Source organism: Amphritea atlantica (genome assembly GCF_024347255.1).
In the GTDB taxonomy this organism is placed as follows: domain Bacteria; phylum Pseudomonadota; class Gammaproteobacteria; order Pseudomonadales; family Balneatricaceae; genus Amphritea; species Amphritea atlantica.
In genome coordinates this window covers 2986221-2998656 of the sequence record NZ_AP025284.1, presented here as the reverse complement: position 1 = coordinate 2998656, position 12436 = coordinate 2986221, and the positions used below count along the sequence as shown (strand labels likewise).

Annotated in this window: 10 protein-coding genes; 9 read left to right on the top strand and 1 reads right to left on the bottom strand. The window is 52.9% G+C overall.

Annotated features, from left to right (window positions below; genetic code table 11):
* Nucleotides 1–105 precede the first annotated feature (105 nt).
* From OCU43_RS13795 to OCU43_RS13785, 3 genes are read left to right on the top strand one after another with little or no spacing between them, the layout of a single operon-like run.
* Nucleotides 106–1512 (top strand): Wadjet anti-phage system protein JetA family protein, encoded by a 1407-nt coding sequence (locus OCU43_RS13795; protein ID WP_091357082.1) that lies wholly within the window; start codon nucleotides 106–108, stop codon nucleotides 1510–1512.
* Nucleotides 1512–2285, top strand: a complete 774-nt coding sequence (locus OCU43_RS13790) for a DUF4194 domain-containing protein (protein WP_091357084.1) — start codon at nucleotides 1512–1514, stop codon at nucleotides 2283–2285. The genes OCU43_RS13795 and OCU43_RS13790 overlap by 1 nt, the downstream gene beginning before the upstream one ends.
* Nucleotides 2285–5731 carry an SbcC/MukB-like Walker B domain-containing protein gene (locus OCU43_RS13785; RefSeq protein ID WP_091357086.1) on the top strand — a complete coding sequence of 1149 codons (3447 nt, stop codon included), beginning with the start codon at nucleotides 2285–2287 and terminating at the stop codon, nucleotides 5729–5731. Before OCU43_RS13790 ends, OCU43_RS13785 begins: the two co-directional genes overlap by 1 nt.
* A gap of 19 nt (nucleotides 5732–5750) precedes the next feature.
* Here the strand turns inward: OCU43_RS13785 and OCU43_RS13780 are convergent, their stop codons facing one another.
* Nucleotides 5751–6482, bottom strand: a complete 732-nt coding sequence (locus tag OCU43_RS13780) for a hypothetical protein (protein WP_091357089.1) — start codon at nucleotides 6480–6482, stop codon at nucleotides 5751–5753.
* Between the two features lie 65 nt (nucleotides 6483–6547).
* Between OCU43_RS13780 and OCU43_RS13775 the strand changes: the two genes are divergently transcribed.
* From OCU43_RS13775 to OCU43_RS13750, 6 genes are all read left to right on the top strand, one after another.
* Entirely contained in the window at nucleotides 6548–6901 is a 354-nt protein-coding gene (locus OCU43_RS13775; protein ID WP_091357091.1) for a hypothetical protein, read from the top strand.
* Nucleotides 6902–6994: 93 nt separating this feature from the next.
* Nucleotides 6995–8335 (top strand): DUF3422 family protein, encoded by a 1341-nt coding sequence (locus OCU43_RS13770; RefSeq protein WP_091357093.1) that lies wholly within the window; start codon nucleotides 6995–6997, stop codon nucleotides 8333–8335.
* A 15-nt stretch (nucleotides 8336–8350) separates the two neighbouring features.
* A complete protein-coding gene (locus OCU43_RS13765; RefSeq protein WP_091357096.1) occupies nucleotides 8351–8668 on the top strand; it encodes a BolA family protein in 318 nt (105 codons plus the stop codon).
* Between the two features lie 168 nt (nucleotides 8669–8836).
* Nucleotides 8837–10621: an ABC transporter ATP-binding protein gene (locus OCU43_RS13760; RefSeq protein ID WP_091357097.1), complete on the top strand. Its 1785-nt coding sequence runs from the start codon at nucleotides 8837–8839 to the stop codon at nucleotides 10619–10621.
* Nucleotides 10622–10653: 32 nt separating this feature from the next.
* Nucleotides 10654–11778 carry a phospholipase D-like domain-containing protein gene (locus tag OCU43_RS13755; RefSeq protein WP_091357100.1) on the top strand — a complete coding sequence of 375 codons (1125 nt, stop codon included), beginning with the start codon at nucleotides 10654–10656 and terminating at the stop codon, nucleotides 11776–11778.
* 137 nt (nucleotides 11779–11915) lie between these two features.
* On the top strand, nucleotides 11916–12377 hold the full coding sequence (locus OCU43_RS13750) for an outer membrane lipoprotein (protein WP_091357101.1): 462 nt from the start codon (nucleotides 11916–11918) through the stop codon (nucleotides 12375–12377).
* Nucleotides 12378–12436 lie beyond the last annotated feature (59 nt).

Here is a 12436-nt window from a genome sequence, read left to right as displayed (position 1 = left end):
CAGGCTCTGGCATCGCTGAGTGTCGGCTGGTATCGGCCTGGGGCACTTTTCACACGGAACCAGAGATCTTTTTTCCAGTCTGCGTGCCCGGAGATTTTAGCTGAGATGCTTTTCAAAAAGCTTCCCGAAACAATATTTGTTCCTTTTTCTGGACAAAATAAACATATCTACGAGGCGGTTCTGCTGGATCTCGCTGATCAGTTCTTCGATGAAGATCTGGTTGATCCGTTTGTGCCCAAAGACCTCATCCGTTCCTGTATTGAGGATACTGTTGTGCGCCTTGGGGTGCGTCGCTGGGAACCAGAAGAGGGTGAGTCCGAAGCGGATCGCCAGGAGCTGCCACGCTCCACCGCTGAATATACCAGCCGTATCTATCGACGACTGGTGGAAACTGGCTGGTTGGAAGAGGAGCAGCGGATCTATCGCACCTTTGTCCTGTTGTCTCCGGCGATCAGTTATCTGTTACGCACCCTGGTCGGTATCAATGAGTTGGAAAAACGCAGCTACGGTGGTGCGGTGCTTAACGTACTCAGTTCTCTTGAGTCAGCCATCAGTGATCCTGCTGGCCGGGGGATTACACTGCAGGAAGCGGCTCAGACCGCCGCTGATTTCAGTGCCCACCTGACCGATATGATGCTGGGCCTGCGGGAGCTGAAGATCAGTCTGGCAGCGACCTCAAATCCGCAGGAGATTGTCCGCAGCTTCTTCGATCGCTTCGTAGCCCATATTCTGGTTTCTGACTACAAAACCCTGAAAACCAAGAACAACCCGTTTCGTTTCCGTCGTCAGATTCTGACGATGTTGCGGGATCTGCAGTTTGATCCGCTTAAAGTGGAAAAACTGTCGAAACACTATCAGGAGCAGTTTGAGCTCAGTTTTGCCGATGCTGAGGCGATGGTTCATAGCCATATCAACCGGATTATCCGGATCTTTGAGTCGGTGGATCAGCGTCTGGCAACCATCGACGATTTCCGTTACCGGCTGGAGAAGCGGGTCGCCGACACCGTCCGTTACATGGATAAGACCACGCCGGGTATGAGTTCCCGTTTATCGCGGCTGATCTCTGATGTGTCTAAGCTGGACTCTCGTTCTATCCCCCATATCAACACCCTTGAATCTGTGGCGTTTATTGCGCCGGGCAGTGTGCGTTCACCGATCCGTCGTCGGGTTGAAACCAGGCCCCGGGTGATCCGCCCGGTCGAGATTGACCCGCGGGTGCTGGAGCTGCGGCAGCTGTTCAAAGAGTACAAAGCCCGGCGGGAAGTGAAGCCTGAGAACATTGAGCTCTATGTCGAGCGCCATCTGATCGACAAGAAAAAGATAACCGCGACCGACTTCACCATCGAGTGTATCGAGGATTATATCTGCTTCAGTTATCTGCGGCATATGCGTTCACTGGGTAAGAAGGGGCGCGGAACCGCCAACAAGTATGAGATTAAGTTTGAAGATAAATATGTCAATGTCGCGGATATGGTTGAGTGTCGCGATTTCAGTATTCAGAGGAAAGTATAATGCTGGGTGATCTGCAGAAAATCATCGGTCGCAGCGATCAGTATCAGGAAGAGGATTTCGTCCGGGCTGCCAATATGCTGCTGGTGAATCAGTTTCTCTACGCTGAACGCTCAGGGCACCGGGATAGTTATTTCCTGGTTGCATCCCACGTGGACTACTTTGTAAACCTCTTTGCCGCTATAGGCTGGTCGTTGATCTATCAGCCAGATGAAGCCTATCTGGGTATCCTGCCGAAGGGCGAAGAGCGCTTTATGCGTCTGAAACTGGATGAATCCCTGTTTCTGCTCTGTCTGCGCCAGCAATATGAACAGAAACTGGAATCGTTCGATGTTGAAGCGGGGCGAGCCTACATCACCTCCGATGAGCTGCTGACGCTGTATGAAAACCTCACTGGCCGCGAGATTCCCAATGAAACCCGGCTTAAAGAGCTGCTGTCACTGTTTAGCCGGCATGGCGTGATTGAGCGGGGCAAGCCCCACGAAACGGACCCGAAAAATATCCCCTTAACCATCAATCCGGCGATTCGCCAGGTGGTGGTGGAAGACTTTATCGGCCAGTTGGAAGCGCTCTGCGAAGAGCGGGACGACGAACAGCCGGTGGTTAAACAACCGGTTGCTGAGGACGGCGAGGAGGGGGCAACTCCTGAGTCGCCATCAGCCGCGGAAGAGGGGGGAGACAGTGAGGCCGTCGTCGGGACTGCGGCTCAGCCCACAGAAGCGCAAGAAGACGCTGAAACCAACGCCACCATAGCGGCACCTGAGGAGACCCACTGATGAAACAGCTCAATAGAATGGTGCTGGTGAACTGGTATGTGCTCGGTGCCGTGGAGATACCAATTAAGGGTAATGTCGCGGTCATCGGGCCGAACGGGTCGGGTAAGTCATCCCTGCTGGATGCTATTCAGACGGTTCTCATGGGGGGGAATAAAAAGTATCTCAGCTTTAACGCCAGTGCGGGTGAAAAGAGTGAGCGGAGTCTGCGCACCTACTGTCTTGGTTTTATGGATGATCTGGGCAATAAGGATAACTCCCGACAGGATTCCGTCAGCTATATCGCTCTGAGTTTCTTTGATACTGAAACCGGTAAAGAGACCTGTGTCGGACTGGCGATCAGTGCATCGCTGTCCTCACCCGAAGAGGATGTGCTGGGGCGTTTTATCCTGCCTGATTTCTCTGTGACGCTGGAAGATTTTACCATCAAACAGGATGGAGGCCGTCTGCCGAAAGAGTGGCCGGTGGTGAAAGAGAGTCTGTTGAAGCAGTGTCCTGATATGAAGCTGGAGAAGCGCGCCAACCGCTTTATTCGCGAGCTGGTCACTGAACTGAGCTATGATCAGCAGATGCCCAATGATGATGAGAAGTTTGTGAAAAACTTCCGCAACGCACTGAAGTTTGTACCGATCAACAGTCCCACCCGTTTTATCCGTGAGTTTGTCCTGGATGAGAATATTGTCCATGTGGGCGGGTTCCGTAAATCACTGGATGAATACCGGGCGATGGAGCAGAAAACCCGTGAGGTATACAACCGCATCGTCGAACTGGAAAAGGTTCAGGAGCAGTGCAAAGGGATCGACCGCAACGTTAAAAACTCCGTCGAATATGAGTGGGTGGTACATGAGACCCGGTTTGAGCATGCTGATCTGAAAAAAGAGGAAGCGGGTGAGCGTCTCGAACAGAATCAGGAGAAAGAAACCACTCTGCAGGCAGATCTTGAAGCTAAGAGTGAAGAACTCAGCGAGATCATGCAGTCGCTGGCCAATACCCGTGCCGAACTGAATAACACCGATAGCGCCCACAAGGTTAAGGCGCTGGAAAACTCTATCAATGCCCGTCAGCATGAGCTGAATGTGGTTAAAGAGAAGATCCAGCATGTCTATTCACTGCTGCGTTCAGCGGTCAGTTTTGCCAACTATCAGCAATACCTGCCGGATAGTTTTATTCCGGTGGTCAAAGAGTCGGTTGAGTTATGGCGCTCCGGTGAAGATATGATGGCGGAAGCCTGGCCGCTGGCACCGGTGGATGTCGATAACAACCTCAACCGTCTGAAAGAGTCGGTGGACTCGGTGCGCCGCGAGATCGCCCGCCGGTTTGAGTCCTCCGTTATCCGCATGAACGAGTTACGTAGCGAGATTCAGAGTCAGAAAAGCGCGGTTGAGCAACTGAAAGAGGGGCGGGCACCTCTGCGACGTAACACCCGCGAACTGATGCAGCTGCTGAAAGATTACGGTATCGAATCGACGCCGATCTGCGAACTGGTGGATATTAACGATGAGAAATGGCGTATTGCCATTGAGAGTTTCCTCGGCGCCCGTCGGGAAGCGCTGATTGTTGATCCGGACCGGGTTAAGGAAGCGATCACCCTGTATCGTCGTAAAGGTCGTCATCTGAAAGGCTGTCGGGTGGTCAATACCACCAAGTCCCATGAGTGGCTCAATCGTTCTAAACCAGGGTCTCTGGCGCAGTTTGTTGACTGTCAGAGTGATGATGCTCAGGCGTACATGAACCGCGCACTGGGCGGGGTGATGGCGGTAGAAACCGAAAGCGAGCTGCTGAAACAGGAGCGGGCTCTGACCTATGACTGCATGCTGCAGACAGAGGGGACCACCACCTCGATTCGGGAAGAAGCGCCGATGATGGGTAGTGGCGGTGGCCGGCGTCAGCACCAGTTGCAACAACAGGATCGTCAGGTCGAGCAGATGATGGCCGAGTTCAGTGCGCTGAACAAAGACCATGAAGCGCTGGATAGTCTGCGGGAAAACCTGATCCGCATGACGGCCGCACTGACCGGTGTCACCGAACGTACCTTTGATCTGGTGAATCAGCGGGAGATGCTGCAAAGCGAGATCGATGGCTATCGTCAGGGCATTACGGATCTGCGTAATCAGGATGACTCGGGTATACATCAGCGGATTACTGAACTGGTTGAAGCACAGAAAGCCGCTCAGGATGCCCAGAAAAAGCTGATGGACAAGCTGCAGTCCACCCGTACCAGTCTGATTAAAGACAATGCCTCCCTGGAGGTGCTGGATAATGAGCTGGAAGAGCATGCTGCAGCCAGGTCCCGTTGCGAAGCGGACCCAGTGTTTGATGCTCAGTCCGCCCAGGAAAAACGGGATTATATGGATGAGTCCTGTTCTGGAGACCTTGATCGGATTATCTTTGAATCAGCGAAAAAGGCGCAATCAGAACTGGGGCTGGTTGAACGCAAGAAGAATATTGTGCGTGATGGTGTTGCCCAGTATAAAGCCCGTTACCACGGTTCAGGTCTCAGCCATCAGGAACTGGATAAGGTGAGCGAAGATTCAACTCACGAGCAGTTGGCTGAATTTGTTGATCATACGATCCAGTCCCTGCGGGACAGTGAGCTGGCGGAGTATACCGAGAAGGCAGAGCGGGCGCGGCTGGAGGCAGAAACCTCTTTCCGTTCCGATTTTGTTGCGCACCTGAAAGACCAGATCGATAAGATTAAAGAGCTGATTCGTGAGCTCAATGCCCATCTCAAGAACCGCCCATTCCATCGGGAGATGTATAGCTTCGAAATGATGCCTAACCCGGAATTGAAAGATATCCTGGAGCTGGTGGAAGCCTATACCCGTATGGATCAGGCCAATGTCGGTTCGCTGTTTGATATGCAGTTCGATGAGAAGCGACCCCATCAGGATGCTCTGAGTAAAATTCATGAAGTGCTGAAAGATGAGGGGGAAAGCAGTCTGCTGCAGGATTACCGCAACTTCTATAACTTTGAGTTGGTGGTTAAAGATCTTGAAGGAAATCGTAAGACCACGCTGACCCAGCGGATAAAAACCGGTTCCGGTGGTGAGCACCAGGTACCGTTTTATGTCGCCATTGCGGCAGCAATGGGGGCGACATACCGGCTGCGCGACACTGCTGATGGCGTTACTCTGGGGGGGATCAGTCTGTCGGTATTCGATGAGGCGTTTAATAAACTGGATGCCGAAAACACCGTGACTTCGCTGGGCTTTATGAGTGATCTGGGTCTGCAGACACTGATTGCGGCCCCCGATGATAAATATTCGCTGATGGCGACTACCATGGACACCATTATCAACGTCTGCCGTGATGGCCGGATTGTGGATATCGATGTTGAGTTCCCCACCAAAAATGGTAAGGAACTGCTGAACTCCGATAACCCCTATCGGCTGATCGAAAAGTCCGAAGGTGAGGCTGCTGAAGATGTAGAGGGCCTGATGCCTGCCTGATGGCTATGCGGTAATTGATTCAGGCTGAGCTGGTCCAGCGGGTTCCCCGTTGGGCCAGTTTTGGTGTTGGGGGGGTGAAATCCGGCTCGAAGCTGCACAGCGGGGCATCCTGATGCACAATAATTAACCGGCCTGCGTCATTCGGGTGTGGCCGAACCTGCCATTGTTCCGGCTGATTAATAATGCCCACCAGCAGCTCCTGCGCCTCAGGCGCGGGTATCCCTTTATACTCCACCATAAACTGATCATTGCCCGGCAGTGCCAGTTGCTCTGAGCGTAAACCCCGGAACTGCTGGTTTGCCAACAGGCGTGACAGGTGTGGTAACGTCCAGAGAGAGGGGGCTTCAGTCAGGGGGATCAGTCGGCCAAGATTTCCCGGCGAGATGATTGAGCGGTCTTTAGAGAAAAACTTGCGTACCGTGAGGTCGGTATGCGCCTTTAACAGCGAGTTATCACGGACATTGCCATCGAAATTGATCTCCGCCAGGCCATCGATCATCATCTGCAGATTGAAATCGCAGGCCTGAATAAACTTCCAGGCAGGTTTCAGTGAACTGCGCGAACCCAGGCTGTATTTGATCGCTTGTTTGCCATGGCGGGTATTGTTGTCCAGTACCGTGATCATCAGATAGGTCGTCTGAAAATCCACCATCGCTTCCGGACTCTCAATAAAACAGGAGGACACCTCTCGTTTGCAGAAATCAAGCCAGGCTTGTTTAGTGTTCAGGTGGGGCAGGCAGCGGATATTCATTCACATCTCTGGGGCTGAGGTTATAATGCTGGCCACTAGTTTAGCTGAAGTCGGGAGAAGCCTCTATGAAACTGATCAACCGTTCCGGATTTGCTGTTCTGCCGCGTCAGCCGTTTGTTGACTGGGCCAGTCAGCAGCAGGATGAGCTGAATCAGCCGATGTCACTGGACGAGCATCGCGCTGAAGGCAGTGTATATCTGACCGAAGAGTTTCACAGCGAAACCGATGTGTCGCAGCAGTTGGCGCTGCACTATGAAAACATATTTGCCAATGAGCTGGCCGCCTGGGATGAGTTTGGTGACCACTGGCCGCAGAATAGAACGCTGGAGCTGTTTCTGCAGTGGTTTGATGTGACCCCTCAGGTGTTGGCGGTTGATCTGTTGCAGACGCCGTTGATGCTGGCTCCTTTGGAGGATTGACAGGGCTCTTTTGTAGCGGGTATTCAGGAGAGTTGCTTTAGGTCGTGGGTTTCGCTAACAATAGCGGTTTGTTAATAGAAATCAGGAAGTTTGATGTCTGTCTCTGCCAATCTTCAGCTTGAAATGCACCCCCTGAGGGAGTCTCTCTACGAAGAGATGCACTCGAGACCGTTTCAGGTTATCCCCAGTCCCGCCCGAATTTCGCATCTTTCTGTGGTGTGCAGCGAAGACCAGAAAGCTGAACAGTTCAGTCACCTGCAGCAGTTGTGTGAGTTACTCGGCGGCGATGTGCCTGAGCAGGATACGCCCTGTTTTCAGCAGCGTTTTGGCGAACTGAAAGTTCGCCGTGAAAAGCATATGGAGTTTGTCTCCTATACCTTTATCTGGTTGGGTGGAAGCCACCAGCAACCCTTTGCTCAAACTGGCATCAGTCAGTTGCCAGAGGGCTGGCTTGAGGGGATATGTGGTGAAATTGTCGCGGCTTTTCATATGTCGGTAGAGGATGTCCGCACTATAGGCGAACCCACTATTCCTGAAGTGAAAAGCCATTTTGACGAGATGCGTCTGGTAGGGAGTCAGCCTTCGCAGGGGGCTGCGCAGGTGTGGACCAGTTACCGCTTGCACAGTGATGGCTTCGGGCGTTTCCTGATCTATAACCGGGAGATGAGTGACAGTCAGCTGGGGCGTCTGATTCAGCGGCTTCTGGAGATTGAATCCTATCGATTGATGACACTGATGGGGCTGCCGATGGCACGTTCAATCAGTCCGGAACTTCAGCAGATGGATCAGCAGCTGGCTGAGCTGACCCAGATACTCTCCAGTGAGCAGTATGATGACGCCAGCTGTCGCGATGAGCGGCAGCTGTTAAGCCGGTTAACCCATCTGGCTTCCCGGGTTGAGGCCTATCGTGCCAGCTCTACGTTTCGTTTTAATGCGACCAATGCCTATCAGGACCTGGTGATGCAACGACTGGCGGACCTGCGGGAGGATGAGGTGTCTGGTCACCTGACATTGCAGGAGTTTATCACCCGGCGGATGATTCCTGCGGTGCGCACCTGTAAGGCGATAGCGGGACGGCTGGAAGATCTGTCCCGTAGAATCGACCGGGTCAGCGATATGCTGCGTACGCAGGTAGAGCTGTCGATTCAGGGACAGAATCAGGAGTTACTCAGCTCAATGGACCGGCGTTCGCAGATTCAGCTGATGATGCAGCATACGGTTGAAGGCCTTTCTGTTGCTGCGATCAGCTATTACACCATCGGTCTGGTAAAGATTTTTATCGGTGTGCTGTATGATCAGGGTTTGCATATCAATAAGAGTCTGTCGTTGGGGATCGCCATGCCGCTGGTAATTATTGCGGTGGCGTTGATTACCCGGCGAATTCACTCAAAATTCAGTAAACTGGCTGCCGATTCGGCGGACACAAAACAGTAAAAACAGGTCAATGATATGAGTATTGCAACTGAGATTGAGCAGCGCCTGGGGCAGGCGCTGGCTTTGCAGCATCTGGTGATTGAAAATGAAAGCCATATGCACAGTGGGCCGGCCACAGAAAGTCATTTTAAGCTGGCGGTGGTGGCGGATGATTTTGTCGGTAAGCGACCGGTCGCCCGTCATCAGATGATCTATGGCGCGCTTTCAGAACTGATGAACAATCCGATCCATGCGCTGGCGCTGCATCTGTATACTGCGCAGGAGTGGCAGCAACAGAATGGAGAGATTCCTCAGTCACCTAACTGTATGGGCGGCTCCAAGGGGGATCATTGACCGGGTGGGTTCATCTTTTCGCACTGTGAGTCGCATAAAGCAGATACTAAAGACCGCATGAGCGGTTTTTTTATTCCATCACCAGACGCAGACGTCTGAATCTCGCTAAACTTCGTAAATATACAGATGAATTAAACCGTTACACTATCAGGGAGCAGGCCGCTCGTTATGGATCAGTCTCATTATAGCTGGCGCTATATCTTCAGTGTCGCTCTGGAATACCGGCCACTGTTAATCAAGGCAAATCTGATCGCTCTGCTGGCGACCTGTGCCAGCGTACCTTTGCCATTGCTGATGCCGATGCTGGTTGATGAGGTGCTGCTGAACCAGCCCGGAACGCTGGTCAGTTGGTGTAATGCTGTTTTTCCCACCGGCTGGCAGGGGCCGGTGCTCTATATTACAGCGGTATTGCTGCTGACAGTTCTATTGAGGGTTGCCGCACTGGTGTTCAATGTCTGGCAGGGGCGGCAGTTCTCCATTATCTCGAAAGAGGTGATCTTCCGTATACGCGCTGGATTACTGCAGCGGCTGAAGCGGATCTCTATGGCGGAGTATGAAGCCCTCGGCAGTGGCTCTGTCAGCTCACATTTTATTACTGATCTGGACACCGTAGACCGGTTTGTGGGGGCCTCAGTCAGTCGTCTGCTGATCGCGCTGCTGACAATTATTGGCACGGCGGTGGTGCTGATCTGGATGAACTGGCAACTGGCGATGTTTATCCTGCTGCTTAACCCTCTGGTGGTGTGGCTGACGATGACGATCGGTAAGCAGGTTAAAGAGTTGAAAAAACGGGAAAACCGCGCCTATGAGCAGTTTCAGGGAGGGCTTACCGAGGTGCTCGAGGCGATCTATCAGATCCGAGCGGCTAACCGGGAAAACCACTACCTTCAGGGACTGATCGGGGATGCCCGTTCTCTTAGAGATCATGCCACCCGGTTTGAGTGGCGCAGCGAAGCCGCTAACCGTTTCAGCTTTATGGTGTTTCTGGTCGGTTTTGATATGTTCCGGGCGCTATCGATGGGGATGGTGGTGTTTTCCGATCTCAGTATCGGGCAGATGATGGCGGTATTTGGCTATCTCTGGTTTATGATGGGACCGGTGCAGGAGGTGTTAGGAATACAGTATGCGTTTTATGGCGCGAAAGCCGCGTTGCAGCGAATTAATCGTCTGGTTGAGTTGGATGAGGAGCCTGACTACCCGCATCTGCATGACCCTTTTACCGGTCGTACTTCGGTGGCGATTGAACTCAGGGATATTCATTTCAGCTATATTAACGGGCAGGAGATACTCCGCGGGTTGTCGCTGACAATCGAGGCCGGTCAGAAGATTGCGCTGGTGGGGGCCAGTGGCGGCGGTAAGTCTACTCTGGTACAGGTGTTACTTGGGCTGTATCAGGTTCAACAGGGCCAGGTACTGTTTGATGGTGTGCCGGTCGAACAGATCGGTCTGGATCGGGTGCGCGAGAATGTCGCGACGGTGTTGCAGCATCCGGCGCTGTTTAACGATTCGGTACGGGGAAATCTTACTCTGGGGCGGACCTATACCGATCAGCAGCTCTGGAAGGCTTTAGAGGTGGCGCAACTGGCCCCCTTTGTTGAGCAGCTGGAGAGTGGGCTCGATACCGTGGTGGGGCGTCAGGGAGTGCGGTTATCAGGAGGGCAGCGACAGCGGCTGGCTATCGCCCGGATGGTGCTGACTGATCCGAAAGTGGTCGTTCTCGATGAGGCGACCTCAGCCCTGGATGCAGAGACGGAATACAATCTGCATCGCGATCTGGCGAGCTTTCTGCAGGGGCGTACCACCATTATTGTGGCTCACCGCCTGAGTGCGGTTAAGCAGGCAGATCATGTCTATGTGTTTGAAGATGGTCAGGTCGCAGAGCAGGGCGATCATGAACAACTGCTGCAGCAGAACGGACTCTACGCGCGTCTCTACGGACAGCGTCAGCACTGATATTAATAGCAGATCAGGATAAAGGAGCGGGTATGACGGGCAGGTATCGCTGGTCAGGGGGGAACCAGGTAGAGCTGCTGGTAGAAGGAGCTCAGTTTATTCCCCGCATGCTGCAAGTGATCGAGGAGGCCCGCTACTCGCTGCTGCTGGAGTTTTATATGGTCAGCTCTGGTGAAGTTGCTGATCGCTTCATCAGTGCTCTGATCAACGCAGCGCGGCGAGGTGTTAAGGTATGCTGGCTGATCGATGATTTTGGTGGACGAAAGTTCTCTCTGCAAGACAGTGCGAGACTTGAGCAGGCGGGTGTCCAGGTAAGGCGATATAATCCGATCAGCCTGTTTAAAATGGCAGCTAATCTGGCCAGAGATCACCGTAAGCTGTTGATTGCAGATCAGCAGACCGGTTTTATCGGTGGAACTGGTATCAGTGATGAATACCTGCGTGCAGAACCTGTGAGCGGGACTCTTGCGTGGCATGATATTATGTTGCAGGTGCAGGGTGTGGTGGTTGCAGATATGGTGCAACTATTTGCAAAACAATGGCTTAAGTCCGGTGGCGTGATGCCGCCAATCAGGCTGCCGGGCACAGCCCGCGCGGGTGAGGCGTTGGCGCGGGTGACTCAGGTTGAAGGGCTTAAGATACAGCAGATTAAGCGAAGCTTCGTGCACCATATGAATCGTGCAGAGGAGCGTGTCTGGCTGGCAACCGCTTATTTTCTACCGGCTTTTTCAGTGCGCAGGAGTTTGCGTCGCGCAGCACGCCGGGGAGTTGATGTGCGCTTGATTGTCGCTGGTCCTGATACCGATCATCCCTGGGTCTATCATGCATCGAAGCGTTATTACCGGCGGTTGTTGCAATCCGGAGTGAGGATTTTTGAATATCAGCCCTCTTTTCTGCACGCCAAGCTTGGGTTGTGCGATAACTGGGTCTCTGCTGGTTCATGCAATCTGGATCACTGGAATCTGCGCTGGAACCTGGAAGCCAATCTGGAAGTCGTGGAACCGAAACTGACTCAGGCTGTCGAACAGTTGCTTATCAGTGATATGAGTCGAAGTCATGAGGTTTTATACGCTCAATGGAGCAGGCGACCCTGGTATCAGAAATTCAGGGAGGCCTGTTGGTCGCTGATCTGCCAGACGCTGTTAAAGATCCGTTAAGCTGAATTGTGGTAGGGTAACACGGGTTTGGCAGATATTTGAGCTACAGATCGGTATGCGGCAGAGCGTCGCTGCTCAGACAATCCATATCAGGTTATACTTAGTTTAACGATGACAACAGTTTTCAGGACTGATTTATGAACAAAGTTATTATGATTACTTTTGCAGCAGTCGTGTTGCTGTTGCAGGGCTGTGCTTCTTCGCTGAGTGGCGATACCTATTCCCGCAGTGAGGCGCGTAAAGTTCAGAATGTTGAATATGCCTGGGTTGATGCAGTGAAGCCTGTGGTAATTGAAGGCCGGACTGATAGCCCACTGGGCGCGGGTGCTGGCGCAATTGTCGGTGGTATTGCTGGCAGTACTGTCGGGGGCGGTAAGGGTAGTAGTATCGCCTCTGTTGTGGGGGCTGTCGCTGGCGGTATTGTGGGGCAGAAAATCGAGGAAAACTCAACCCGTAAGCAGGGCCAGGAGGTCACGGTTACCCTTGAAAGTGGCAGGACAATCTCGGTCGTTCAGGAGGTCGATAGTGATGGCTTTTTCCAGCCAGGCGAGCGAGTCAGAGTGTTGCGGCAGGGGTCAACGGCACGCATTGTACGCTAGCGTAATGGTGTTCTCCGTGCTCTGATGATGTTGTAGAAAGATAAAAAAAGCCCGCTGCT

Coding starts and splice junctions, on each gene's coding strand:
- OCU43_RS13795 (WP_091357082.1), top strand. CDS start 106: ATGCTTTTCAAAAAGCTTCCCGAAACAATATTTGTTCCTTTTTCTGGA.
- OCU43_RS13790 (WP_091357084.1), top strand. CDS start 1,512: ATGCTGGGTGATCTGCAGAAAATCATCGGTCGCAGCGATCAGTATCAG.
- OCU43_RS13785 (WP_091357086.1), top strand. CDS start 2,285: ATGAAACAGCTCAATAGAATGGTGCTGGTGAACTGGTATGTGCTCGGT.
- OCU43_RS13780 (WP_091357089.1), bottom strand. CDS start 6,482: ATGAATATCCGCTGCCTGCCCCACCTGAACACTAAACAAGCCTGGCTT.
- OCU43_RS13775 (WP_091357091.1), top strand. CDS start 6,548: ATGAAACTGATCAACCGTTCCGGATTTGCTGTTCTGCCGCGTCAGCCG.
- OCU43_RS13770 (WP_091357093.1), top strand. CDS start 6,995: ATGTCTGTCTCTGCCAATCTTCAGCTTGAAATGCACCCCCTGAGGGAG.
- OCU43_RS13765 (WP_091357096.1), top strand. CDS start 8,351: ATGAGTATTGCAACTGAGATTGAGCAGCGCCTGGGGCAGGCGCTGGCT.
- OCU43_RS13760 (WP_091357097.1), top strand. CDS start 8,837: ATGGATCAGTCTCATTATAGCTGGCGCTATATCTTCAGTGTCGCTCTG.
- OCU43_RS13755 (WP_091357100.1), top strand. CDS start 10,654: ATGACGGGCAGGTATCGCTGGTCAGGGGGGAACCAGGTAGAGCTGCTG.
- OCU43_RS13750 (WP_091357101.1), top strand. CDS start 11,916: ATGAACAAAGTTATTATGATTACTTTTGCAGCAGTCGTGTTGCTGTTG.